We start from the raw sequence: 23,392 nt of genomic DNA on the forward strand, positions 1-23,392 counted from the left end.
TCTGCACTCGAAAGCTGCCAGTCAGCTTCCGGCCCAGCTTCAGCCGGAAAGCGGAGCCCGATCAAATAGCCCCCTTCAGTCCCCCGACACCGCGACACCCAAAATCCGCACCACATCCTCTGGCGTATCGATATCGCGGGTGAAATGGTCATTCCCCGCCTCGAACCAGACCATCTGTTCGGGGTGGCTATCGATGAAATGCCGCAGCGACAGCGCCCCGGCCTCGGCCCGCAACGGCCGGATCAACGCTGTCGGAAACAACACCGGATTGCCGCGCACGCCCTTGTGCCGCGGCACGCAGATATGGGTGCCGCCCTGTGCATCGAAAAAGGCGATCAGCGCCTCTAGGTCGGCCGCGTCGAGAAGCGGCTGATCGGCCAGCGCGATCATCAGCCCGCGGCCGTTCAGGTCTGCGGCGGCGAGGCCGATGCGGACCGATTGCTGCTGCCCGGCGTCGACATCATGGTTGGCGATCAGGCGAATATCGAGCCCGGCCAATGCATCCGCCGCCGCATGGTCGTCCGCGCCGATCACCACCGAGACCGGCGATGCGATCCGCAGGTGCAGCATCGCGCTGTGGCGAACCATCGGCACGCCGTCGACGGGCAGCAGCAGCTTGTTCACCGCCCCCATCCGCCGCGATCGTCCGGCCGCGACCATGATCGTCTCAATTCCGCCCGCTGCCGCCATGCCCGCTCCTCGCTGAGCGTCACACTAACGCGAGATCGGCGGGTATGCTTGCGGGAAATATCGTTTCGATCCGTTGCCGATCGAAGCCATAGAGCCGCGTCAGCAGGCCGCCGATCAGCGCGCGATAGTCGGTCAGCACCGGCAGGTCGCGCGCCTGATTGAGCGTCGCTTCGGACAAGGCGACCTGCGGCCCGGCGATCCGGCCGCCAGCGATCCCGCCGCCGAGCACCCAATAGGTGCTGCCATGGCCATGATCGGTGCCCTTGTCGCCATTTTCGCGAAAGGTCCGGCCGAATTCGGACACGGCGACCACCACCGTGTTCCGCCAGGCATCGGCACCGATCTCGTCGACGAACCCCGCCAGCCCGCGCCCAAGCTCGCCGATGCGGTTCGCCAGATAGCCCTGCGCCCCGCCCTGCCCGACATGCGTATCCCAGCCGCCGACATCGACGAAGGCCAGATTGAACTGATCGCGCATCAGCCGGCCGATCCGCCGCGCCGACAGTTCGAACCCCTTGGGGCTCACCGCGCCGCGATTGGCGGCGGCCATTTCCTGCGCGACCGATTGATAGACGGTATCGCGCACCCGGAATCCCTCGGTCACGGAGTCGCCCAGATCGACCTCGCCGAGGCGCTGGCCCTTGTACATCGCCGCGATCACCTGCGCCTGATGCGGGCTAACCAGCGGCTTGCCGACCGATTTGAGCGCGATGTTCGGGATCGATTGCCCGCCCCGGAAGATCAACGGGGCCTGATCGGTGAACGCGATCGGGCGATCGGGGCCGAGCGCGCTGGCCAGCCGCGCCAGGAAGCCCGATCGATAGTCACGGGTTCCGCCGATCGGCTGCCCGAGTTCGATCGTATCCTGCGTCTCGAAATGGCTGCGGCTCAGATCGTTGGTGCCGGCGAACGGCACGAACGCGATCTGCTTCTTCTGCCACAGGGGCAGGATCGTATCCTTCAGCGCCGGATGCAGGCTCCAGTCGCCATCCAGTGCGATCGCCGCATCCGGATTGGCGGGATCGGGCTTGGCGAGCGCGATCGTCGGCCGCGCGGCATGGTAGAAGGCATTGCCCGTCGGCGCGACGATATTGGCGGCATCATAAGCACCGCGCAGGAATATGATGAGCAGCCTGGTATCGCCCACCGCCGGCGCGGCGAACGCGCGCCCCGCCGCCAGCAAGGGCACCGCCGCCGCCATCTTCAGAACATCGCGACGATCCATGTCAATCTCCAATCAGCGCCGCATGAATTCGGGAGACGACAAAAATAGCGCGTTCCAGTCGCCATCATTGGCGGCTTGCGCCAGAGCGGTCCGGCTTTGCGCCGAAAGACCGGGCTGGACCGCGGCGACATAGGCCGACGATCGAAAATCGGGCGCCACCGCGCGCGGCTTTGCCGGATCGGCGGGCGTGAAGAAGCCGATATAGCCATGGGCGATCTTCTGGCCATATTCGAACCGCGCCGACATCTGCCCCGGTCCGCTCCACGCATCGGCCTCGAGCGGCCAGCCGTCGGGCGTGTCGCGCTGGAACAGGCCCTGGCCCAGCCCCGTGATCCAGTCTATCACCGCCGAAGGATTGTCGACCGGGCGATCGCCATAAGCCAGCCGGATCGACGACAGCACATAATGGACCGGATCCTTGAAGGCGTGGCCCAGCGACGCGCGGAACTCCGCCGAATCGAACAGGGTCTTGAGCACGGCCGCGATATCGCCCTGGCTGCGCGTGAAGGTCGCGGCCATCCGCGCGGTGAGCGCGGGCGACGGCGCCGTGCCGAGGAAGAAGGTCGCGAGCTTGTCCGAAACATGATGCGCCGTCGCGGGCGAGGCGGCGATCAGATCGAGCGCCTGTTCGACCTCGTCGAAGCGGCTTCCCTTGATGGCATGGCCGAGGAAGATCTTGTCGCCGAAATCGTGGCGCGCGGGATTGAATTCGAACAGGCCCGCGCGGCGATAAAGCGGCTGCCAGGCCGGTTTCAGCTTCGGATCGTCATGATTGAGGTTGATGCCGACGCCGGTCAAAATCCGCGCCAGTTCCTGCACGTCCTTCTGGCTATAGCCCGATCCGACCCCCATCGAGTGGAGCTCCATGATCTCGCGCGCGTAATTCTCGTTGATATGCCCCGCCGCATTCTGGGCATTGTCCAGATAGCGCAGCATCGCCGGATGGCGCAGTGTCGCCTCCAGCAGGTCGCGAAAATGGCCCAGTGCATAGGGCCGGATCGCGCGATCCTCATAATCGCCGATCATCGGGCCGACATCGGCCTTGGCGGCAAAGACGCTGAAATGGTTCATCCAGAACCATGTCATCTGCTCGCGCAGCTGATCCTGCCCGTACAGGCATCGCAGCGCGAGACGCATCATCGCCTGGCGCGAAAGCTGATCGCGGCGCTTGAAATAGGCCGCCTGTGCCGCCTGCTTCTGATCGGGATCGGCGATCGCGCGCGCCGCCTTGTTCTGCGCGTCCAGATCGACGACGATATCGGCTACCGGGCGCTGGCTGATCTCGAAGCCGGCGATTTGCGCCCGGACGGCCGGTGGCAGGCCGATGTCCGGCCCGGGATGCAACTGCTGCTCGATCCACCGCGCGGTGCCGGCATCATCCGCCCCCGATATCCCGGTCCGGGCGACGCCCCAGGTCAGGCGATTGGCCATGGCAAAAGGCGAAGGCGCGGCGGCGGACGAGGTGCCGCTGCTCAGAAGGGCCAGCATGACCCATCCGACGGGGCGCAACCTGTAAACGAGAGAAGCCGTCATCAACCGTGCCTCACCGGGCTAAAGCATCAAGCGCAAGATCCCGCCTGCTTTCGTCGTTCCGGCGAAGGCGCCATGGACGCTGACTTTAGGTTTTTGCCTTCTCCCGCTTGCGGGAGAAGGTTGGATGAGGGTCTTTCTTCTTGTTCTTTTTCTGAGGTTCCGCCTGCAGAAGAAGGAAAGAAGACCCTCACCCAACCTTCTCCCGCAAGCGGGAGAGGGCTTAAGTCAGCGCCTATGGTGCCTGCACCAGCGTGGCGGCGTTGCATCGCGCTTTGTGCTCAACACTATAATGCCAGTGAAATGACATGCCGATCATGTCCTGAGACTGAACGGCTTTCCCCGGAAGTGCGCCAAAAATCGGCTCGCGGCCATCAAACACCACGCCGCAGTGACAATTTCGGCACCTGCCCGCTGCGCTGGAGCGCCGCGCCATCCGAAAGGGCCTGCACATAGCGTACCGGCGCCGTCGAAAAGGGGCTCGTTCACTCAAAAAAAATAGCAAATTGTAACGCCAAAAAAATTGACATCGCGGCGAACAAATTGTAGTTACAAGTTCATGGCCATCGAATTTGACAGCGCCAAAGACGAAGCGAACATCGCCAAACACGGCATCAGCCTCGCCTTCGGTGTCCGCTTGTTCGAAGATCCCCGGCACCTGTTGATCCGCACCTTTCGCGAGATCGATGGCGAAACCCGGATCAAGGTTGTCGGCATGGTCGACAGCAAGCTCTATACCGCCGTGCATGTGCTGCGCGGCTCGGCGGTTCGGTTCATTTCGGTAAGGAGAAGCAACGATGGCGAAGAACGTGCCTATTATCGCGCTTAAGGCGGACCCGAGCGATCCGGATGATTTCGACGTTACCGAAGAGGAACTGCAAGCCGCGCTTGCGGAACGCCGCAGGCGTGGCCCGCAGAAGGCCGCAACTAAGGAACAGGTGACGATACGCCTCGATCATGACGTGATCGAACATTTCCGCGCCGCCGGGCCGGGATGGCAATCGCGGGTGAATGCCGCACTTCGTTCGGTGGCGGGCCTGCGTAATCGGTAGCCTCGCACAGCTTCGCCTGAGGTTGTCAAACACCACGCCGCAGCGACAATTTCGGTACCTGCCCGCTGCGCTGGAGCGCCGCGCCCCGGCCCGACAGCGACGGGTTGGTCATGAAATAGCGGTGCAGGTTGAACGGCCGTTTGCCGGGCGTGATCCGCTCATAATTGCCATCGGGCAGCAGCCGCCAGCTCTGTTCGTCGTCGATCAGATTGGCGACCATCACCTGATCGAGCACCTGCGCATGCACCGTCGCATTTTCGATCGGCAGCAGATATTCGACGCGCCGATCGAAATTGCGCGGCATCCAGTCCGCCGAGGAGATCAGCACCTTTGCGTCGCGGTTCGGCAAAGCGGCGCCGTTGCCGAAGCAGACGATCCGGCTATGCTCGAGAAAGCGGCCGACCACCGATTTGACCCGGATATTGTCGGACAGCCCAGGAACGCCGGGCCGCAGGCAGCAGATGCCGCGCACGATCAGATCGATCTGCACCCCCGCCGCGCTCGCGCGGTACAGTTTTTCGATGATCGCCGGATCGACGAGCGAATTCATCTTTGCCCAGATCGCCGCCTCGCGCCCTGCCCGCGCATGATCGATCTCTGCATCGATCAGGTCGCACAGCCGGTCGCGCAGGCCATGCGGCGACATCGTGAGCAGTTCGAGCTGCTGCGGCTCGACATAGCCGGTGATGTAGTTGAACAGTTGCGCGGCATCGCGGCCGGCGCGCGGATCGGCGGTAAAGAAGCTCAGATCAGTGTAGATCCGCGCGGTGATCGGGTGATAATTGCCGGTCCCGAAATGGCAATAGGTGCGATAGGTCGTGCCCTCGCGCCGGACCACCATCGACACCTTGGCGTGGGTCTTCCAGTCGATAAAGCCATAGACCACCTGCACGCCCGCGCGTTCGAGCTGCGACGCCCACAACAGATTCTGCTCTTCGTCGAACCGCGCCTTGAGCTCGACCACCGCCGTCACCGACTTGCCGGCCTCGGCCGCATCGACCAGCGCCCGGATGATCGCCGATTGCTTGCCCGCGCGATAGAGCGTCTGCTTGATCGCCACCACGTCCGGATCGAGCGCCGCCTGCTTCAGGAAGGCGATCACCACTTCGAACGTCTCATAGGGATGGTGGACGATAAGGTCCTTCGATCGGATCGCCGCGAAGCAGTCTCCACCATGCTCGCGCACCCGTTCGGGGAAGCGCGGCGAGAAGGCCGGGAATTTGAGGTCGGCGCGATCTTCCTCGACGAGTTGTTCGAGATCGGCGACGCCCAGGAACGCGCCGGATTCGGATACGATCGCATCGACGGCATCGATCTGGTCGCGCACCAGCGCCTTGAGATCTTCGGGCATGCCGGCTTCGAGCTTGAGCCGGATCACCCGCCCCTTCCGGCGGCGCTTGATCGCGGTCATATAATAGCGGACGAGATCCTCGGCCTCTTCCTCGACCTCGATATCGCTGTCGCGGATGATCCGGAAGGCGCCCCGCCCCTCCACCGTATAGCCTGGAAAAAGCACCGGCGTGAAATAGCGGATCATCGTCTCGATCGCGATATAGCGCGCCGGATCGCCCTTCAGCCGCACGAAACGCGGCAAGGTGGTCGGCACCATCAGCAGTTCGAGGATCTGCATCCCGTCCGACTTGCGGGTCAGATCGAACAACAGGCTGAAGCCCTTGTTCGGGATGAACGGAAACGGGTGCGCGGGATCGAGCGCCTGCGGGGTCAGAACAGGGAAGATCTGCTCGCGGAAATGCGCCTCGAGCCATATGGCATCCTCGCCGCCGATCTCGGTCTCGTCGAGCACATGGATTCCGGCGTCGGCCAGCTCGCGCCGGATCACGTCCCACACGTCCTGCTGCGCGGCCATCAGGCGATCGGCGCGCTCGACGATCGCATCGAGCTGCTGCGCCACCGTCAGCCCGTCGGGCGAGAGCGTATCGACGCCTTCGAGCAACTGCCCCTTCAGGCCCGCCACGCGCACCATGAAGAATTCGTCGAGATTGTTGCCCGATATCGAAAGAAACCGCAGCCGTTCGAGCAGCGGATGCGCCGGATTGCAGGCTTCGTCGAGCACCCTCTGGTTGAACGCCAGCCAGCTTTGTTCGCGATTGAAATAGCGCTCGCTCAGGCTGATCGGATCGTTCGGCGCGATATTGCCGACCAGCTCTTCTTCCAGATGAGGTTCAATATGGTCCATCGGGACAGTTTAGAGCAATATTTATGAATCGTCGATGACACCGATGGCGGCCAGCGCCATTCGTCCGATCGGCACCGTGATCCGCTGGCGCCGTTCGAGCGCGAGCTCGTCGATCGCATCGACCACCCTTCCCACCGCGACATAGCTCCGCTCGATCCGCGGCACGAGATAGCGGATCACTTCGGACGGCGCGTTCAATCCGCGCGCGATCAGCAGCTTTTCGATCAGCCCGCCGATCAGGACGGTATCGGGATCGCCAATGATGGCCTGTGGGGTGGCAAGCAGGCGCGATCGCAGATCGGGCAGGCGGATCGACCAATGCGCCGGCGGGGCATCGGCGACCAGCAGCAGCGGCTTGCGATCGGCCTGCGCGGCGTTCCAGGCGTGAAACAGCGCCTCTTCATTGTGGCGATCGGCATTGTCGATCAATCGCCCCCCGGTCTTGGCGGCAAAGATCCGGCCGAGCAGGCTGCGGCCCGATTTGCGCGGGCCGGTCAGCACCGATGCCATCACCGGCCACAAGGCCCAATGTTCGAGATGACGGACGGCGAGCCGGTTGGCATCGGAAACGATGAAATCGCGCTCGTCCTCATCCGCCGGCCATGCGAAGGGCAGCGCGATCTGGCTCACTGGGGCTTTTGCCCCGCCGCTTCGGCCCGCCGGATACGCAGGCCGCCGCCGGCATCCTCGACCCGCCATCCGCGCGCCGCCAGTGCCTCGCGCAGCGCCGCCGCCGGCCCCGAAAAGCCGATGCGCAGGATCGAAACCCCGCCGATGGCGAGGCTCTCGGTCTGCACCGTCGTGACGCCGGCCATCGCCTTGATCCCGCCCTCGATATTGCGAAGCGCAGCAACATCGGGCGTATCGACCTGAATGCTGATATTGGTGGCGGCCGCCGCCGCCATCTGCTGGAGGACATCGTCGATGCCGTTCGCCTCGCTGGCCGGGAGCGCAGGCGCCTCGGCGACCAGCGACTTGTCGGCGCGCAGCGCACCATCCTGCAGTGCCTGCGTATAGGCCGCGTCGATCTTGGCGGCGCCCTCATCGAGCATCGCGGCAAGCCCGTCGGCATTATCCGAATGGAGCGTGAAGCCGGTGACGACGGTACCATCCGGCCCATGGCGCGCCACGAACCGGCCGATCACCGGGCCGCCCGGCCATTGCCGGTACAAGGTCACTTCGGGCACGACGATATCGGCCGCGCCATATTGATCGAGCAGCATCCGCCACCAGGCGCGCCCGGGCCGCCTTGTCTGCGCCATGTTGAGCAGCACCGGATCGGCGCCGGTGCCCGATACGCGGACATAGTCGACCGGGCTGTTGCCCGAACGGAAGCGCGCCCACGCCTTCTGCCAGTCGGTCCGCACCTCGAAGCTCTGCGGCGCATTGCCGTTCCATTCGACCGGGATCAGCAGCATCGGCGCTGACCGCTGCATCGTGCCCTTCACGCCGAGCAGTTCGCCGGCCCGCGCGCGATCGAACAAGACCCCCAGGCTGGCGATATAGCGGTTCGGCCCGATCTGTTCCTTTTCGACGACGATGGCACTCGCGATCGAATCGAGCGTCGAATCGGGCAGGGTCGGCGCATTCTCGATCGGCTTGGCGTTGACCCGCGCCCACAGCATCTTCCAGCCCTTGCGCTGCGCCTCCCGCCAGCCGCCCGACCGCGCGGCATCGGCGGTGCGCGACTCGACATCGACATGGACGCCGCTCACTTCATAACTGCCGGAACCGTCGATTGGGGCTACTCCGCGCAGGTCGGCATGTTCGAGTTGCGCCCACAAGGCCCCTGCCCCGCAGAGCGCGAGGGCAAGAATCGCAGCAGGAAGGGGACGGAAAAGGCGGTCGGTGATGGTCACGATCGCCTTTTGGCGACTTGGGCGTGGAAATCCAAGCGCGATGTGGCTAGGCGCATCATCCATGACCGACCAGAACGAAAAACCCGAAACCTACACCTATGCCAAGGCCGGCGTTTCGATCGCCGCTGGCAACGCATTGGTGAAAGCCATCGCTCCGCTCGCCAAGGCCACGCGCCGGCCCGGCGCCGATGCCGATCTGGGGGGCTTTGGCGGCTTCTTCGATCTGCGCGCGGCGGGCTATACCGATCCTTTGCTGGTCGCCGCCAATGATGGCGTCGGCACCAAGCTCAAGCTCGCGATCGACAGCGATCGCCATGACGGCGTCGGCATCGATCTGGTCGCGATGTGCGTCAACGATCTGATCGTCCAGGGCGCCGAGCCGCTTTTCTTCCTCGATTATTTCGCAACCGGCCGGCTGGTCGGCGGCGTCGCCGAGCGCGTGATCGCCGGCATCGCCGAGGGCTGCAAGATCGCCGGCTGCGCGCTGATCGGCGGCGAAACCGCCGAGATGCCCGGCATGTATGCCGATGGCGACTATGATCTGGCCGGCTTCTGCGTCGGCGCGGTCGAGCGCGATCAGGCACTGACCGGAAACAAGGTCGAGGCCGGCGACGTGATCCTTGGCCTCGCCTCGTCCGGCGTCCATTCGAACGGCTTCTCGCTGGTCCGCCGGCTCGCCGCCGATCGCGGCTGGAAGCTCAACCGCCCGGCCCTGTTCGATCAGGACATGCTGCTGATCGAGGCGCTGCTCGCGCCGACCCGCATCTATGTGAAGTCGCTGCTGCCGCTCGTCCGCTCGGGCAAGGTGCGCGCGATGGCGCATATCACCGGCGGCGGCCTGCTCGAAAATATCCCGCGCGTGCTGCCCGATCATCTCCACGCCGATGTCGATGCCGATCTTTGGGAACAGCCGCGGCTGATGGCGTTCCTCCAGGCGCAGGGCAATATCGAGCCCGAGGAAATGGCGCGCACCTTCAACTGCGGTGTCGGTATGGCCGTGATCGTCGCCGAAGCCGATGCCGCCGCTGTCAGCGCGGCACTGGTCGACGCCGGCGAAACCGTGTTCACGATCGGCAGCATATCGGAACGGGCCAAGGGCTGCACCGTCAAGGGCAGCACCGAGACATGGAGCGCCCGCGCGCCCTGGTCTGCCACGCATAACGGCTGAGCGGTTTGGGCACGAACACGTTTCTCTCCAATCCTCCCCCGCCAGGGGGAGGTGTCAGCCAAAGGCTGACGGAGGGGGAGGACGGCGGCGCATTTGAAGGGGAGGCGCACGACAACCATTGGTCTCGGTCCGCCCCCTCCGTCGCCTATGGCGCCACCTCCCCCTGGCGGGGGAGGACTGAGGAAGCAAGATGATGACCAAGGCCAAAATCGGCATCCTGATCTCCGGTCGCGGCAGCAATATGGAGGCGATCATCGCCGCCGCGCGCGCTGACGACTGCCCGTATGAGATCGTACTGGTCGCCTCGAACAACCCCGAAGCCGCCGGCCTCGCCACCGCGCGAGCAGCCGGGATCGCGACCTTCGCGCATCCGCACACGGGCATGAAGCGCGCCGAGTTCGACCAGCTGATCGATGCGCAACTCCGCGCGGCCGGCGTCGAATATATCGCGCTCGCCGGCTATATGCGGATCCTGTCCGAAGCCTTTATCGATGGCTGGGCCGGTCGCATCCTCAACATCCACCCGTCGCTGCTCCCCAAATATAAGGGCCTCGATACCCATGGCCGCGCGATCGAAGCGGGCGATCCGGCCGGCGGCTGCTCGGTGCACATCGTCACGGCGACGCTCGATGACGGGCCGGTGCTCGCGCAGGCCGAGGTGCCGATCCTGCCCGGCGACACGCCGGAGAGCCTTGCCGATCGCGTGCTCGTCGAAGAGCACCGCCTTTATCCCGCCACGCTCGCATCCTATATCCGCTCCACACACTGAGGAGCGCCTGATGGCGGATATCGAGACACCAGCGCAGGCAGCCGAGGCCGCAGCCGTCCGGCGCCGCTGGATCAATCTGGGCGAGATATTGGCGGTTGTCGCCGTGCTGATCTCGGCGCTGACCTTGTGGAACAGCTATTCGGACCGCCGCGACAGCAGGGCCGACAAGGCGCAGGAAGACGCCCATGCGAAGGTGAAGGCCCGTACGCTCGTGCTGAAGGCCACGCCCGAAAAGGATGGCGACCGGCTGGCGATCACCGCACATGGCGATCAGGCGATCGAGGGCCAGACGATCCGCTTCCCAACCGCATTGGGCCTCGATCCCGTCGACACCACGAGCCCGCGCATCGAACAGAGCTGGTTCGCCAGCGGCCTTAAATCCGCCCGCAAGGCGGCCGGTGAAACCGCCGAGGGCCGCGGCGACCAGAGGCTGCCGGTCGCGGTCACCACGCGCTATTATGTCGACGGCGCGATGACCGAGGATACCGCGCTCTACGACATCGGCTATGCGACCGAAGGCCATTTCCTGATGGGCACGTCGGTGCGGCTGCGCGGCCTGTCGCTGATCGAGCATGTGTCGGCCAAGGCAGCCCCTGCCCGGGTCGACGCGATCTGGAAGGCGCGCCACCCGAAAAAGCCCGACGCATGACGATCGACGCGACCGCCCTCCACGCGCGCATCGCCGAACTCGCTCTGGCTCTGCCCGAGGCGAGCGAGAAACTCTCGCACGGATCGGCCTCGTTCCAGGTCGCGGGCAAGAAGATGTTCGCTTATTTCCTCCACGATCATCATGGCGACGGCATCACCTCGGTCTGCGTGAAGACCAGCGGGCTCGAGGAACAGGCGATGCTGATCGAGGCCGATCCCAACATCTATTACCGCCCGGCTTATATCGCGCATCAGGGCTGGATCGGCCTGCGCCTCGATCAAGGGGAGCCCGATTGGTACCAGGTGGCGCACCGGTTGGCGGTTAGCTGGCAGTTAGCGGCGCCGAAGAGGCTGGCGGCGATGATGGGGGTTTGAGGTAAGAAAATCGGAATCCATCGCCTGCGGAAGCCAGCTCGATTAAAGGCAGCCGAGTTCCCGATAAACGCCGCGTATAGATAAGATTTTGTCGTCTTTATCAGCTCTCCAGTAGACTTGAGCCACGATATTGCAAACGAAGTCACCTTCGTTTCTGACGGCTACATGTTCGCCATTTTCTTCAAACCACGTCGGTACAAATCCCTCCGCTGCGAGTTCGCTGGCAAGTTTGGTAACGGCCGTACCGATCGGGAATCGCCTCCGAATCCGGGTATCGAAATGGGATGAGGCGATCGCCCAAGTGTGACCGAGATTTTCAGTGAGCGGTGAAATGGGTCGGCGGGACGTCCACCAGACTGCGACCGTCAATCCAACGACGATTCCGAACACTCCGGCCAGTGCTGCTGCAACCACTTTACTGCGGAACCCAAGCTGAAGCATGTCAGCAAGTCTCCATTGCTATCGGATGCACGTGACACTGGACAAAAGCGCCCGACCTCACAGCAGCGCCTCGATCCCCTTGCGCTTAATCACGTTCAACAAGGCCAGCGCCGGCCCCTTGGCCTGCTTGGTGCCGCGCTCGAGCTGCGAGATATAGCCGGTGGTCAGATTGAGATGCCGGGCAAGCGCCGCCTGGCTCAGATGCGCCTGCTCGCGCACCGAGCGGATTTCCTCGCCGCTGATAGGCGTGGCCGTCGGAAGGCGGTCGCGACCAAGATGGCGGACGGTAATCTGATGATGTGTCGCTTCGTCCATGATCCCGATCCGGCGCAAATCGTCCGCCATTTCGAGACGTTCTTGCGTCAAGCGGCTAGGAGCTTTCTTCGTCGTCATCGAAAACCTCTTTCAAAACACCTTCTTAATTGCCATTTCGATCTGCTGACCTGTCGCGTGAAGCCAAACCAACACTAACGCTCGCGACGGATAAACCGCTTCACCCGTCGGGTTTTGAAAGTCCGCAATGCGCATTCCCCCAACGCTGGAAACTATAGTACATAGTCGCATATTCTCAAGACCGGGACTGCAGTGAAGTGCAGGCGACGGAGCCGGTTGCCAATCAAACTTCCGGGCGGTCAGGTTTGCTTGTTGCATCCGGCCGTGATAGAAGTGGCGCATGATCCATCTGTCGCATGAACTTGAGGCACTCGCTCTCCGGCTGGCTGCCGCGAAGCAAGTGCCAGTCGAGGCGGCCATACAGCATGCGCTGGAGAATGCAGCGCGCGCTTCCGGGATCGCGCCTATCGCGGCTTCTCGCCGGCGGATGACGGTCGAGCAGATGTTGGCTTTCGGATCTGAAATTATCGCCATGCCGATCCTCGACCGGCGTCCTCCCGACCAGATCATGGACGACGTCAACGCGCTATGATCGTCGTCGACAGTTCGGCCCTCATCGCAATCTTTGAGCGGGAGCCCGATGCTACGATTTACGCTACAGCCATTTTGCAGGCTGATCGGCTGATGATTTCGGCCGTAAACGTCCACGAGACCGGGATGGTCATGCGCGCACGGCGCGGCGAGGCGGCTGAGCGCCAGATGTGGGGCTTTCTGCTCGAAGACAATGACTTCGAAATCGTCCCCTTTGACGAGGCACAAGCGCGTGAAGCGCTACTTGCCTTTGGGCGGTACGGAAAAGGGATAGCCCCCAAGGCCCGACTCAACCTCTCAGATTGCGCGGCCTATGCGCTCGCCAAAACGATGGAATGGCCCTTGTTGTTCAAGGGTGACGACTTCGCCGCGACCGACATAAAGGCCTGCGTATAAGAATCGGGCGTATCGCCCCGCTTAATGCCGCAACCCGAGGGTCGGCCCCAGCCACTCAGCGAAAATGACTCGGGAGATCAGCGCTTCGACGGCGACATGGAACACCCGTCTCACACCACGCTGCACCGTCAGGCCAACGGCATCGCCATCACAAGGTCGTCATAATCCGTAACGCCCACGCGGAAGGTGCGGCGACCGGCGTCGACGAAACCGGCACGGCGATAGAAAGCGATCGCCTTCGTATTGCCGTCATGGACGCCAACCAGCAGGCGCGTCCTGCCCGCGGCGCGCGCGTGATCGATCAAAGGTTGGAGCAGCCGCCACCCCAGTCCGCCGCCATGAAAGCGCGACAGGCTGTAGATGCGCCGCAGTTCGGCATCGCCGGGGCCGATATCGGCGAGCGGCAGATCGGGCGGGGTCAGCAGGGAGAAGCCAATAGGTGCGCCGGCCTCGCCCAGTTGGGCGATCCACAGGGCGCAATCGGGATCGGCCAGAAAGCGGCCGAAGGCATCAGGACCATAGTGCCGGCCGATATGCGCGATCATGTCGGCCGAGCCGATCATGTGCGCATAGCTTTCGAGAAAGGCCGCCGCCCCGACGAGCGCGAGCGCGGCGGCATCGTCCGGGGTTGCCCGCCGGACGACGATCTCGCTCATCAGCCTACGATTTCTTCAGGCTTGAAGAAGAAGGCGATCTCGATCGCCGCATTCTCGGCGCTGTCCGAACCATGGACCGAATTGGCCTCGATCGATTCGGCGAATTCCTTGCGGATCGTGCCGGCATCGGCATTGGCCGGGTTGGTGGCGCCCATCACTTCGCGGTTCTTGAGGACGGCGTTTTCGCCTTCAAGAACCTGTACGACGACCGGGCCCGAAATCATGAACGAGACGAGGTCGTTGAAGAACGGGCGCTCGCGGTGCACGCCGTAGAAACCTTCGGCCTGCTCCTTCGACATGTGGATGCGCTTCGACGCGACGACGCGGAGACCCGCTTCCTCGAGCTTGGCGGTGACGGCACCGGTGAGATTGCGACGCGTGGCGTCGGGCTTGATGATCGAAAAGGTGCGTTCGGTCGACATGGCCGAGCGGGCTCCATATGATGAGGGATTGGAAAGTCGGCGGTCCCCTAACCGTTGAAGCCCGATTAGGCAAGTCGTGGCGGATCGCATCGCAGCATGTCAGCGGCCGAGCAGATCGACGAACATCCGGTTGAGCATCGGCACGTCGACACCATAGACCACGTCGACGTCTCGCTCGCCCAGTCCGGGCCCCTTCCCCGCCGGCCATGTCAGCACGCCGCCATAATGCGCGCCCGGCTCGGTCTGGACATCGATCGCCAGCGTGCCGCGCCGGGTGACGATGTGCGGATCGAGCCACGCCGCCGCCGCACTCTCATCCCACAGGGGAAAGCCCGCCTGCGCGATCTGCGCCACGTAGCGCGCCACCGGCCGGTGCGATGCGGTCGCACGGGCGATGAGTTCGGCGGTGCCGCTGGTCGGCACCGGGGCATCGTCGGTCACCAGCGTGACATGCCGCCAGGGCGACGTCAGCACGATATGCGCGGCCTCGGGATCCCAGTAGAAATTGAAGCTCTGCCGCGGATTATAGGCAAGCTGCATCGCGAACTCATCCTGCGGCTTGTCGAGATCGACCCCGAGCAGATGGCCGCCGCCCATCAGCACGACTTCCTTCGCGCGGGCCGCAAAGCCGTCGTCGATCCGCTGCGCCAGCGCGATATTGGTGAGCGGCCCCAGCGCCACGATCGCAACCTCGCCTGGGAGTTCCCGGGTCTTGCGCAGCAGGAAATCGGCGGCGCTCTCGTCGATCGGCCGGATCGACGGCGCCCCTTCCGGCCGCGGCGGGACGATATCGGGGCCGTGCGCGGCGCGGCGCTGCATCGTATTGTAGCTCGGCCACTCATCCATCCACGCGCCCTTATAGGGCACCGCGCCATAGAGTTTCTCGCGCAGCGTGAGCGTCGCCTGGCTGTTGATCAACGGATAGGTCGCGCCGGCCGCGACCGGAATGTCGGTGCGGCCGATCAGTTCGAGCATCCTGAGCGTCTGCGACACCTCTTCCTTCTGCCACCCGTCGCCGCTCTCGATCGTGATGCCCAGCACGTCGACATCGGGGTTCTGGATGATCATCAGCATCGGCTGCAGTCCCGGACCCTCGAACGCATCCTGATCGATGATGACCTTGCGGCGCGAAGCTTCGGCTGGGCAAATAAGGAACAGGCCCGCGATCGCCATGGCCAGCACAATCTTCAACCGCATGAATGCCCCCGCTTTGTTCGTCGCCAGCCTATCGCTTCCGAGTGCAGCGCACCACAGCCTTGATAGCGATGCGAGATTATGCCGGGAGACCGGCGCTTATGCCAAACCTTCGGGCAAAATTGCGTCAAAAAAGTCACATTTTAACATTTTGGTAAAAATATTCTTACTTCCCGGTTGTGCGTCGCACAAAGGCTGATAGCTTCATTGCGCCGCCAGACATAAGGCGGGTTTTCGGGAGAGAGGGACGCCGAACATAAACAGGGGGTTAAGATGGGGAATCTTCGAATCGTCACACGTTCCGCCGCGCTCATGGGCGGCATATCAGCACTGGCGCTCGGCATCGCGAGCCCGCTTGCCGCACAGACAAAAACTGCGCCGGATGCCGATGCGTCAGGCGATGCCGCCGCAAACAATGAAATCGTCGTCACCGGTTCGCTCGGCGCACTCCCGAGCAAGGACGTTGGCACGATCTTCGGCTTCAACAAGACGCTTGTCGAAACGCCGCGCTCCGCATCCACGATCAGCGATGAACAGATGCAACGCTTCGGCGTCAGCGACATCTACGATCTCGTTGCACAGGCGCCGGGCACCTTCACCAACTCATTCTTTGGCGTCGGCGGCGCGCTCGACATTCGCGGCACGCCGGGCGAAGTATATTTCAGGGGCGTCCGCCGCCTCGACAACCCGGGCAACTATCCGACGCCGATCGGCGCGTCCGAACGGATCGACATCGTTCGCGGCCCGGCCTCGCCGATCTTCGGCCCCTCCAAGACTGGCGGTTACATGAATTTCGTGCCGAAATCGGCGCGGGTGAAGGGTGGCGCACTGCTGGATCATCCCGAAGGCAGCCTCAGCTACACCACGGGAAGCTGGTCCAAGAGTGTCCTGAAGGGGGAGATACGCGGACCGGCGAAAGTCCTGGGATCCGAGTTCGGATACAGCCTCTATGGCGAGGTCGAGAATTCCGGCAGCTATTATCGCAACATGTCGACCAAGCAGACGATCCTGCAGGCCGCATTCGACAACCACCTTACCGATACGCTGCGGATCGAATTCGGCGGGATGTATCAAAACTTTAAGGGCCAGCAAAATGGCGGCTGGAACCGCCTGACGCAGGCGCTCGTCGACAATGGTACCTATATCACGGGCACCGCCCAGCCGATTGATACGAACGGAGACGGCCAGATCTCGCCGGCTGAGATCCTTGCCAATGGCAAAAATCTCAACCCGTTTGGTACCTTTGCCTGCGGCGGCGGCAGCACCTCCGCCGCCTCGTTCACCGACGCCTGTTTCAAGTCCACCTACCCGTATCTCGCACTCCAGAACACCGGAACGACGACTCTGAGCCGCAAGGACGTGCTGACGGGCAAGAACGACGTTCTCAACAACATTGCGAAAACGGGCTATTTCGATATTATATTCGCGCCAGATAGCGGATTCGAAGTGAAAAATCAGCTGTTCTACGATGGCTTCAAAAACCTCAACGAAAATGCTTATGGTTTCTCACAGTTCCACAATTCCTATGTCATTGAAGACAAGATCGTTCTTTCAAAGTCATTCGAAACTTCGATGGGCAAACTTTCAACGCAGCTATCTCCATCGATTCGCTACACGAAATTTCTCCATGGCGATGATTTCAACTTCGAATATTTCCACCGTGTCGATCTGACGCAGGGATATACCCCGCTTTCCGACCGCCTTCTGTCGACGGAGTGCAACTGCAACTTCTCGAATTACGTGAAGGGCCATTATACGGATTATGGCATCGCAGGCCTGGCGGATCTGGACTTCAACTTCGGGCTCGATGTGGTTCTCGGTGCGCGTTACGATAGCATCGACGCCAAATCGACGACTGATCCGACCAAGGTCAGGGTGGTTCCGACGCTGCTGACGGCATCTGGCAGCAAGGGCGCGACATCCTGGACGGCAAGCGCCTCGTACAAACTGCCGTTCGGCCTTATTCCCTATGTAACGGCGTCGCGGCAATCGACCGTCATTGCCGGGCAGGGCGCAGAAATCGCTCCGGGTGACGTACTGGCCGGGACATTTGTCACCGCGTCCAAGCTCTATGAAGGCGGCATCAAGGGTACGTTCCTCGACAACAAATTATACGCCGCAGTTTCGGTCTATAAGCAGGAACGAACCGATCACAATATTCAGTCGTCCACGGTCAACCAGTCGGTTCAGACCAAGGGGATCGAGGCTGAGATGCGCTGGTCGGTCAACAAGCATCTGCTCATCACCGGTGCCTATACCAAGACCAATGTCTACAACCTGACGTTCCTCGACGCCGGCTCGACGTTCAGCTTCTTCGGCATAGCAGATCTGAAGAACGTCACCAATCCGACGCTGTTCCTTGGCGGGCAGCCCGGTGGTCTGGTGCCGATCCCCAACAAGAATGCGTCCCGCCGCGCGGGTATCCCGGAAAACACCTTTGCGGGAACCGCAACTTACGCATTTGACAATGGCCTCGCATTTGCGGCCAGCGCCACGCACGTCCAGTCGGTTTTCTCCGGCCAGTCACAGGTGGTGCGCCTGCCCGCCTACACGCTGGTCGATCTCAGCGCATCCTTCACCACGGGCCCCTGGCTGCTCCGCGTTGTCGTGAAGAACGCGACGGATGCGACATATTACCGCGCCAACTTCACCGAACTGTTCGGCAGCACCATCGTGCTTCCCGAAAAGCCGCGCAGCTTCCAGGCGACGCTCGAATACAAGTTCTGATGTCATGAGGGGCGTTGGTCCGGCCAGCGCTCCTTCCTGAAATGTGATTACCGAAAGAACCCGGCCATGCGCCTCCTGACACGCGCGAAAACGTTCGCGAGCGCCGGCGAGCGCGCATGAGCCTCACCGTCATCCAAAACGCCGACATCATCGTCTGCATGGACGATCCCCGGCGCGAACTCGCCGGTGGCGCAATCGCGTTCCGGAACGGCGTGATCGAGAAAGTCGGCCCGGTCGACCAATTCGCTGCGTTGATCGACGACGCCGACACCATCATCGATGCGCGCGGCTGCGTGGTAACGCCCGGCCTCGTCAACACCCACCATCACCTGTTTCAGTCGCTGACCCGCACCCTGCCCGGCGCGATCAACGCATCGCTGTTCGGCTGGCTCAAATGCCTCTATCCAATCTGGGGACAATATCGGCCCGAGGACATCTTTGCCGCGACCCAGCTCGGGCTGGCGGAGCTCGCTTTGTCGGGCTGCAGCCTGAGTTCGGATCACCTCTATTTGTTCGCCGACGGCGTCACGCTCGACGATTCGATCGCGGCCGCGCAGGGCGTCGGCATGCGGTTCCACGCCACGCGCGGCGCGATGAGCGTCGGCGAAAGCAACGGGGGCCTGCCACCCGACAGTCTCGTCGAAGCGGAGCCCGCAATCCTTGCCGACACGATCCGCGTGATCGACCGCTTCCACGATGCCGCGCCCGGCGCGATGGTCCGGATCGCCGTGGCGCCCTGCTCCCCTTTCTCGGTGAGCGAGGGATTGATGCGCGATTCGGCGCTGCTGGCGCGGGGCAAGGGCGTCATGCTGCATACCCATTTGGCGGAAGACGCGGACGACGTCGCCTTCTCGCTCGAACGGTTCGGCTGCCGGCCGGGCGAATATGCCGAACGGCTGGGCTGGACCGGGCCGGACGTGTGGCATGCCCATTGCGTGCAGCTCGATGCCCGGGAGATCGACATGTTCGCGCGCACGCGAACCGGCGTCGCGCACTGCCCCTGCTCGAACTGCCGGCTGGGATCGGGCATCGCGCCGCTGCGGACGATGTTCGCGAAGGGCGTTCCGCTCGGGCTCGGCGTCGATGGATCGGCATCCAATGACAGCGGCCATCTGTTGCTCGAAGCACGGCAGGCGCTCCTCCTCCAGCGCGCGATCGGCGGCGCTTCGGCGTTCGATCCGCGCGACGCCCTGTTCCTCGCCACGCGCGGTGGCGCGGAGATGCTCGGGCGGCGCGATTGCGGGTCTATCGAAGTGGGCAAAAGGGCGGACATCGCGATCTGGCAGATGTCGGATATCGCTTCGCTCGGTGCGTGGGACAAGGTCGCCGCACTGATCCTGAGCCCCCCCGCCGGCGTGCGTGACCTGTTCGTCGAGGGCCGCGCTGTCGTTCGCGACGGCGACCTCGTACAAGCGCGGCGCAGCGACATCCTGCGGGCCGCGGATCGTTCGCTGACGCGGCTGAAAAACCTGTGATGTGGATCGCGCCTCTCCTTGCCCGTAGCCCCCGCAACGGCGCCCATCAGGAAATAGACCGCCCTCGTTCATCCTCCCCCGCCAGGGGGAGGTGGCGCCGAAGGCGACGGAGGGGGCGCGAAGCGACCGGCCTTCTGCCGGCTTGCCGCCTTTCCGGCGTATTCCTCTCCACCCCCTCCGTCAGCCTGCGGCTGACACCTCCCCCTGGCGGGGGAGGATCAGGATGCTCTCGCCGCACCCTTCGATCGTGGAGCGGCCGATGACCACCGCCGCCGCGCCTTCGGCTCGCCACGCCGACATCATGACGCCGGAACAGGCGCGCGATCCCGACTATTTCCCCGGCTTCGCGGTCGCGATCCCGCTCGGGATCCAGCATGTGCTGGCGATGTTCGTGAGCAATCTCACCCCGCCGATCATCGTCGCGGGAGCCGCCGGTCTCGGTTTCGGATCGGAGAATCCGGCCGAATTGATCTACATGATCCAGATGTCGATGATCTTCGCCGGCATCGCAACCCTGCTGCAGACGATCGGGCTCGGCCCGGCGGGGGCCCGCCTGCCGATCGTGCAGGGGACGAGCTTTGCCTATTTGCCGGTGATGGTGCCGATCGTCGCGGGGCGCGGGGTCGCCGCGATGGCCGAACTGATGACCGCCGCGATGATCGGCGGGTTGCTCCACACCGGGCTGAGTTTCTTCGTCGGGCGCATACGCTTCGCCCTTCCGCCGATGGTCACCGGGCTGGTGGTGCTGATGATCGGCCTGTCGCTGATGCGCGTCGGGATCCAATATGCCGCCGGCGGCGTGCCAGCGCAGGGGACGCCGGCTTATGGCGCGGGCGAGAGCTGGCTGCTGGCGGGCATCGTGGTGGTCACCACGCTGGGCCTCAGCTTCTTCGCGCGCGGCATCTGGTCGACCGCCGCGGTCCTGCTCGGTCTGCTCGCAGGCTATGTGGTTGCCGCCGCTATGGGCAGGGTTTCGCTCGCCCCGGTCGCAACGGCGGGATGGATCATGATGCCGTCGCCGTTCCATTTCGGTTTCGCGATATCGGCCGCGGCCATCCTGGGCTTCTGCCTGATGGGCTTCATCTCCGATATCGAATCGATCGGCGGCGTCTCGGCCATTTGCGAGGGCAGCGCCGGGCGCCGGGCGACCGACCGCGAGCTGATCGGCGCAACCTGCGCCGACGGCCTGGGCACCGCACTCGCGGCCATGTTCGGCGCGATGCCCAACACTTCGTTCAGCCAGAATGTCGGGCTGATCGCGATTACCGGGATCATGAGCCGTCATATCGTCACGATCGGCGCAGTGTTCCTGATATTATGCGGCCTGGCGCCCAAGATCGGCGCCCTGATCACGACGATCCCCATCGAGGTACTCGGTGGCGGCGTCATCGTGATGTTCGGCATGGTCGCTTCGGCCGCGGTCTCGATCCTCTCCGGCGTGGACTGGACGCAGCGCAACATGCTGATCTTCGGCGCGGCCCTGTCGGTCAGCGTCGGGCTGGAACTCGAACCCGCCGCCGTTTCGCACCTGCCGGAAACGCTGCGCGTCATGCTGACGTCGGGAGTGCTGCCGGCCGCCATCATCGCCGTGGTGCTTAATCTGGTGGTGCCACTCCGGCATGCTGCGGCCGAGGCGATCGGCGCCACATCCCACTTCCCCCCCGCCCACGATCTGGTCTAGCACCTTCGGCAACCATCCATTTTACCGAAGAAGTCCCTATGCATGTCATGCTTCGTACCGCCTGCGCAGTCCTGCTCGCAGGAGCCGCGCCGATGATCGCCGCCGTCGCACCGCCCGCCGGTCCTGCCCCGATCCTGACGACGCCGGAGGCGAAGGATCTGCTATCCTTTGCCGAACCGCAGATCGCCCGCGTCACCCATGTCGATCTCGATCTTGTCGCCGATTTCGCGACCAGGACGATGCAGGGCACGGCCGCGCTCGACATCCTCGCCGCCCCCGGCGCCAAACAGATCATCCTCGACACCAACCATCTGACGATCGCGAAGATCACCGATGCCGCCGGCAGGCCGCTGAACTGGAGCATCGGCGCCTATAAGGACTATATCGGCGCGCCACTCACCATCGATCTGGGCGGCGCGAAACGGATCGTCATCCATTATGCGTCGAGCCCGGAGGCGAGCGCGCTGCAATGGCTGCCGCCCGAACTCACCGCCGGCAAGAAGCTGCCCTTCCTGCTGAGCCAGGGCGAATCGATCAACAATCGCAGCTGGATACCTACCCAGGACAGCCCTGGCATCCGCCAGAGCTGGACGGCGCGGATCGTCGTTCCGGGCAATCTCACCGCGGTGATGAGCGGCGAGCGGCTGACCCCGAAGGGCGAAGATCTGCCCGACGGCACCCACGCCTATCGCTTCGCGATGCCCCATGCGGTGCCGCCCTATCTGATCGCGATCGCGATCGGCGATATCGCTTTCCGACCGCTGGGCCCACGCACCGGCGTCTATGCCGAGCCCGCGACGATCGACCGTGCCGCCGCCGAACTGGTCGACACCGAGAAGATGGTGACGACCGCCGAGAGCCTCTATGGCCCCTATCGCTGGGGTCGCTACGACGTCCTCGTGCTGCCGCCGTCCTTCCCCTACGGGGGCATGGAGAATCCCACCCTCACCTTCGCGACACCCACCTTCCTGACCGGCGATCGCGCCAATGTCAGCCTGATCGCGCACGAACTCGCGCATAGCTGGTCGGGGAATCTCGTCACCAACGCGACATGGTCCGATGCCTGGCTCAACGAGGGCTTCACCACTTACTTCGAAAACCGGATTATGGAACGCCTCTACAGCCCGGCGCGCGCCGCGACCGAGGCCGATCTGGTGTGGGATGGGCTGCAGAAAGACTTAAAGGATGCCGGCGGACCGGCCGCGCCGTCGACGCGGCTGCACGGTGATCCCGAGGGTACGTTTGGCCAGCTCGATTATTTCAAGGGATCGACCTTCCTGCGGACGATCGAAAAGACGGTCGGCCGCGCGCGCTGGGATGCCTATCTCACCTCCTATTTCGATCGCCATGCCTTCCAGCCGCAAACCACCGCCGGCTTCCTCGCCGACCTGCGCGCCAATCTCGTCAAAGGTGACGCCGCGCTCGAGGCGAAATTGCAGCTCGATCGCTGGGCCTATCAGCCGGGCCTGCCCGACAATGCCGTCCATATTCGCTCACCCGAACTCGAACGGATCGACGCGCAGGTCACAGCGTTCGCCGCGGGCGCGGCGGCCAGGACGCTCGAAGCGAAGGGCTGGACCACCCAGGAATGGCAGCGCTTCCTGCGGGGTCTGCCGCGCAGTCAGCAGACGGAGCGGCTGGCGGATCTCGATCGTGCCTACGGCCTGTCGGCGTCGACCAACGCCTATGTCCGATCGGCCTGGCTCGAACTGGCGATCGCCAACCGCTACGAACCTGCCCTGCCCTCGCTTGAACAGTTCGTGACGAGCGTGGGCCGCGGCATCCTGATCAGCCCGCTCTACAAGGGGCTGAAGGCGCAGGGCGACTGGGGCATGCCGATCGCCAAACGGCTCTACGCCAAAGCGCGGCCGACCTACCATCCCGTGGTTGTGGGTAGCCTCGACAAGCTGCTGGACTGACTGGGCGGGGATTGCCACGGGCCGGAAAAAGGACAGAGTAACGG

General features: G+C 63.7%; 22 protein-coding genes and 1 pseudogene. 12 read left to right on the forward strand and 11 right to left on the reverse strand.

The window, feature by feature from the left end:
• Window positions 1–75: 75 nt before the first annotated feature.
• The 3 genes from BLS13_RS08970 to BLS13_RS08980 are packed head-to-tail and all read right to left on the reverse strand — an operon-like array spanning window position 76 to window position 3,448.
• Window positions 76–690, reverse strand: a complete 615-nt coding sequence (locus tag BLS13_RS08970) for a nucleotidyltransferase family protein (protein WP_093451492.1) — start codon at window positions 688–690, stop codon at window positions 76–78.
• A gap of 19 nt (window positions 691–709) precedes the next feature.
• The gene (locus BLS13_RS08975; protein WP_093451493.1) at window positions 710–1,915 is read right to left on the reverse strand and encodes a DUF1501 domain-containing protein; all 1,206 of its coding nucleotides are present in this window, start codon (window positions 1,913–1,915) and stop codon (window positions 710–712) included.
• A gap of 12 nt (window positions 1,916–1,927) precedes the next feature.
• Window positions 1,928–3,448, reverse strand: coding sequence for a DUF1800 domain-containing protein (locus tag BLS13_RS08980; protein ID WP_093451699.1), 1,521 nt, complete (start codon window positions 3,446–3,448; stop codon window positions 1,928–1,930).
• Between the two features lie 556 nt (window positions 3,449–4,004).
• Between BLS13_RS08980 and BLS13_RS08985 the strand changes: the two genes are divergently transcribed.
• Both BLS13_RS08985 and BLS13_RS08990 read left to right on the forward strand, forming a co-directional pair.
• Window positions 4,005–4,274 (forward strand): BrnT family toxin, encoded by a 270-nt coding sequence (locus BLS13_RS08985; protein WP_093451495.1) that lies wholly within the window; start codon window positions 4,005–4,007, stop codon window positions 4,272–4,274.
• The gene (locus BLS13_RS08990; RefSeq protein ID WP_093451496.1) at window positions 4,243–4,497 is read left to right on the forward strand and encodes a BrnA antitoxin family protein; all 255 of its coding nucleotides are present in this window, start codon (window positions 4,243–4,245) and stop codon (window positions 4,495–4,497) included. Before BLS13_RS08985 ends, BLS13_RS08990 begins: the two co-directional genes overlap by 32 nt.
• A gap of 25 nt (window positions 4,498–4,522) precedes the next feature.
• Here BLS13_RS08990 and BLS13_RS08995 read toward each other — a convergent pair whose 3' ends face one another.
• The 3 genes from BLS13_RS08995 to BLS13_RS09005 are packed head-to-tail and all read right to left on the reverse strand — an operon-like array spanning window position 4,523 to window position 8,553.
• The gene (locus BLS13_RS08995; protein ID WP_093451498.1) at window positions 4,523–6,694 is read right to left on the reverse strand and encodes an RNA degradosome polyphosphate kinase; all 2,172 of its coding nucleotides are present in this window, start codon (window positions 6,692–6,694) and stop codon (window positions 4,523–4,525) included.
• 21 nt (window positions 6,695–6,715) lie between these two features.
• A complete protein-coding gene (locus BLS13_RS09000) occupies window positions 6,716–7,324 on the reverse strand; it encodes an HdaA/DnaA family protein (RefSeq protein ID WP_093451499.1) in 609 nt (202 codons plus the stop codon).
• Complete coding sequence (locus BLS13_RS09005; RefSeq protein ID WP_176943512.1) at window positions 7,321–8,553, reverse strand: heavy-metal-associated domain-containing protein; 1,233 nt, start codon at window positions 8,551–8,553, stop codon at window positions 7,321–7,323. The genes BLS13_RS09000 and BLS13_RS09005 overlap by 4 nt, the downstream gene beginning before the upstream one ends.
• Before the next feature lie 61 nt (window positions 8,554–8,614).
• Here BLS13_RS09005 and purM point away from each other — a divergent pair, with 61 nt between their 5' ends.
• From purM to BLS13_RS09025, 4 genes and pseudogenes are all read left to right on the forward strand, one after another.
• Window positions 8,615–9,721, forward strand: coding sequence for a phosphoribosylformylglycinamidine cyclo-ligase (gene purM / locus BLS13_RS09010; RefSeq protein ID WP_093451501.1), 1,107 nt, complete (start codon window positions 8,615–8,617; stop codon window positions 9,719–9,721).
• Between the two features lie 193 nt (window positions 9,722–9,914).
• Window positions 9,915–10,475 (forward strand): annotated as a pseudogene (gene purN / locus BLS13_RS09015) (phosphoribosylglycinamide formyltransferase); the annotation flags it as partial.
• 25 nt (window positions 10,476–10,500) lie between these two features.
• A complete protein-coding gene (locus BLS13_RS09020) occupies window positions 10,501–11,139 on the forward strand; it encodes a hypothetical protein (RefSeq protein WP_256325779.1) in 639 nt (212 codons plus the stop codon).
• Entirely contained in the window at window positions 11,136–11,513 is a 378-nt protein-coding gene (locus tag BLS13_RS09025; protein WP_093451502.1) for an MmcQ/YjbR family DNA-binding protein, read from the forward strand. Before BLS13_RS09020 ends, BLS13_RS09025 begins: the two co-directional genes overlap by 4 nt.
• A 42-nt stretch (window positions 11,514–11,555) precedes the next feature.
• Here the strand turns inward: BLS13_RS09025 and BLS13_RS20325 are convergent, their stop codons facing one another.
• Together BLS13_RS20325 and BLS13_RS09030 are read right to left on the reverse strand one after the other, a co-directional pair.
• Window positions 11,556–11,954, reverse strand: a complete 399-nt coding sequence (locus BLS13_RS20325; RefSeq protein ID WP_143011919.1) for a hypothetical protein — start codon at window positions 11,952–11,954, stop codon at window positions 11,556–11,558.
• Between the two features lie 57 nt (window positions 11,955–12,011).
• On the reverse strand, window positions 12,012–12,347 hold the full coding sequence (locus BLS13_RS09030) for a helix-turn-helix domain-containing protein (protein WP_093451504.1): 336 nt from the start codon (window positions 12,345–12,347) through the stop codon (window positions 12,012–12,014).
• A 280-nt stretch (window positions 12,348–12,627) separates the two neighbouring features.
• Between BLS13_RS09030 and BLS13_RS09035 the strand changes: the two genes are divergently transcribed.
• The gene (locus tag BLS13_RS09035) at window positions 12,628–12,879 is read left to right on the forward strand and encodes a hypothetical protein (RefSeq protein ID WP_093451505.1); all 252 of its coding nucleotides are present in this window, start codon (window positions 12,628–12,630) and stop codon (window positions 12,877–12,879) included.
• Window positions 12,876–13,274 (forward strand): type II toxin-antitoxin system VapC family toxin, encoded by a 399-nt coding sequence (locus tag BLS13_RS09040; protein WP_093451507.1) that lies wholly within the window; start codon window positions 12,876–12,878, stop codon window positions 13,272–13,274. The genes BLS13_RS09035 and BLS13_RS09040 overlap by 4 nt, the downstream gene beginning before the upstream one ends.
• A 128-nt stretch (window positions 13,275–13,402) precedes the next feature.
• Here the strand turns inward: BLS13_RS09040 and BLS13_RS09045 are convergent, their stop codons facing one another.
• The 3 genes from BLS13_RS09045 to BLS13_RS09055 form a co-directional block, all read right to left on the reverse strand.
• On the reverse strand, window positions 13,403–13,930 hold the full coding sequence (locus BLS13_RS09045) for a GNAT family N-acetyltransferase (protein WP_093451508.1): 528 nt from the start codon (window positions 13,928–13,930) through the stop codon (window positions 13,403–13,405).
• Complete coding sequence (gene ndk / locus BLS13_RS09050) at window positions 13,930–14,352, reverse strand: nucleoside-diphosphate kinase (protein ID WP_037524052.1); 423 nt, start codon at window positions 14,350–14,352, stop codon at window positions 13,930–13,932. Before ndk ends, BLS13_RS09045 begins: the two co-directional genes overlap by 1 nt.
• A gap of 99 nt (window positions 14,353–14,451) precedes the next feature.
• Window positions 14,452–15,549, reverse strand: a complete 1,098-nt coding sequence (locus tag BLS13_RS09055; RefSeq protein WP_093451510.1) for a nucleoside hydrolase — start codon at window positions 15,547–15,549, stop codon at window positions 14,452–14,454.
• A gap of 270 nt (window positions 15,550–15,819) precedes the next feature.
• On the opposite strand from BLS13_RS09055, the gene BLS13_RS09060 reads away from it, so the two are divergent.
• The 4 genes from BLS13_RS09060 to BLS13_RS09075 all read left to right on the forward strand — a co-directional run bounded on the left by BLS13_RS09060 (window position 15,820) and on the right by BLS13_RS09075 (window position 23,348).
• Window positions 15,820–18,273 (forward strand): TonB-dependent siderophore receptor, encoded by a 2,454-nt coding sequence (locus BLS13_RS09060; RefSeq protein WP_093451512.1) that lies wholly within the window; start codon window positions 15,820–15,822, stop codon window positions 18,271–18,273.
• A 116-nt stretch (window positions 18,274–18,389) separates the two neighbouring features.
• Complete coding sequence (locus tag BLS13_RS09065) at window positions 18,390–19,748, forward strand: 8-oxoguanine deaminase (RefSeq protein ID WP_093451514.1); 1,359 nt, start codon at window positions 18,390–18,392, stop codon at window positions 19,746–19,748.
• A 259-nt stretch (window positions 19,749–20,007) separates the two neighbouring features.
• Window positions 20,008–21,429 carry a uracil-xanthine permease family protein gene (locus BLS13_RS09070; RefSeq protein ID WP_093451705.1) on the forward strand — a complete coding sequence of 474 codons (1,422 nt, stop codon included), beginning with the start codon at window positions 20,008–20,010 and terminating at the stop codon, window positions 21,427–21,429.
• A gap of 38 nt (window positions 21,430–21,467) precedes the next feature.
• Complete coding sequence (locus tag BLS13_RS09075) at window positions 21,468–23,348, forward strand: M1 family metallopeptidase (protein WP_093451516.1); 1,881 nt, start codon at window positions 21,468–21,470, stop codon at window positions 23,346–23,348.
• Window positions 23,349–23,392 lie beyond the last annotated feature (44 nt).

Source organism: Sphingomonas sp. YR710 (assembly GCF_900101455.1).
Lineage (GTDB): Bacteria > Pseudomonadota > Alphaproteobacteria > Sphingomonadales > Sphingomonadaceae > Rhizorhabdus.

Coding starts and splice junctions, on each gene's coding strand:
- BLS13_RS08970 (WP_093451492.1), bottom strand. CDS start 690: ATGGCGGCAGCGGGCGGAATTGAGACGATCATGGTCGCGGCCGGACGA.
- BLS13_RS08975 (WP_093451493.1), bottom strand. CDS start 1,915: ATGGATCGTCGCGATGTTCTGAAGATGGCGGCGGCGGTGCCCTTGCTG.
- BLS13_RS08980 (WP_093451699.1), bottom strand. CDS start 3,448: ATGACGGCTTCTCTCGTTTACAGGTTGCGCCCCGTCGGATGGGTCATG.
- BLS13_RS08985 (WP_093451495.1), top strand. CDS start 4,005: ATGGCCATCGAATTTGACAGCGCCAAAGACGAAGCGAACATCGCCAAA.
- BLS13_RS08990 (WP_093451496.1), top strand. CDS start 4,243: ATGGCGAAGAACGTGCCTATTATCGCGCTTAAGGCGGACCCGAGCGAT.
- BLS13_RS08995 (WP_093451498.1), bottom strand. CDS start 6,694: ATGGACCATATTGAACCTCATCTGGAAGAAGAGCTGGTCGGCAATATC.
- purM (WP_093451501.1), top strand. CDS start 8,615: ATGACCGACCAGAACGAAAAACCCGAAACCTACACCTATGCCAAGGCC.
- BLS13_RS09020 (WP_256325779.1), top strand. CDS start 10,501: ATGGCGGATATCGAGACACCAGCGCAGGCAGCCGAGGCCGCAGCCGTC.
- BLS13_RS09025 (WP_093451502.1), top strand. CDS start 11,136: ATGACGATCGACGCGACCGCCCTCCACGCGCGCATCGCCGAACTCGCT.
- BLS13_RS20325 (WP_143011919.1), bottom strand. CDS start 11,954: ATGCTTCAGCTTGGGTTCCGCAGTAAAGTGGTTGCAGCAGCACTGGCC.
- BLS13_RS09030 (WP_093451504.1), bottom strand. CDS start 12,347: ATGACGACGAAGAAAGCTCCTAGCCGCTTGACGCAAGAACGTCTCGAA.
- BLS13_RS09035 (WP_093451505.1), top strand. CDS start 12,628: ATGATCCATCTGTCGCATGAACTTGAGGCACTCGCTCTCCGGCTGGCT.
- BLS13_RS09040 (WP_093451507.1), top strand. CDS start 12,876: ATGATCGTCGTCGACAGTTCGGCCCTCATCGCAATCTTTGAGCGGGAG.
- BLS13_RS09045 (WP_093451508.1), bottom strand. CDS start 13,930: ATGAGCGAGATCGTCGTCCGGCGGGCAACCCCGGACGATGCCGCCGCG.
- ndk (WP_037524052.1), bottom strand. CDS start 14,352: ATGTCGACCGAACGCACCTTTTCGATCATCAAGCCCGACGCCACGCGT.
- BLS13_RS09055 (WP_093451510.1), bottom strand. CDS start 15,549: ATGCGGTTGAAGATTGTGCTGGCCATGGCGATCGCGGGCCTGTTCCTT.
- BLS13_RS09060 (WP_093451512.1), top strand. CDS start 15,820: ATGGGGAATCTTCGAATCGTCACACGTTCCGCCGCGCTCATGGGCGGC.
- BLS13_RS09065 (WP_093451514.1), top strand. CDS start 18,390: ATGAGCCTCACCGTCATCCAAAACGCCGACATCATCGTCTGCATGGAC.
- BLS13_RS09070 (WP_093451705.1), top strand. CDS start 20,008: ATGACCACCGCCGCCGCGCCTTCGGCTCGCCACGCCGACATCATGACG.
- BLS13_RS09075 (WP_093451516.1), top strand. CDS start 21,468: ATGCATGTCATGCTTCGTACCGCCTGCGCAGTCCTGCTCGCAGGAGCC.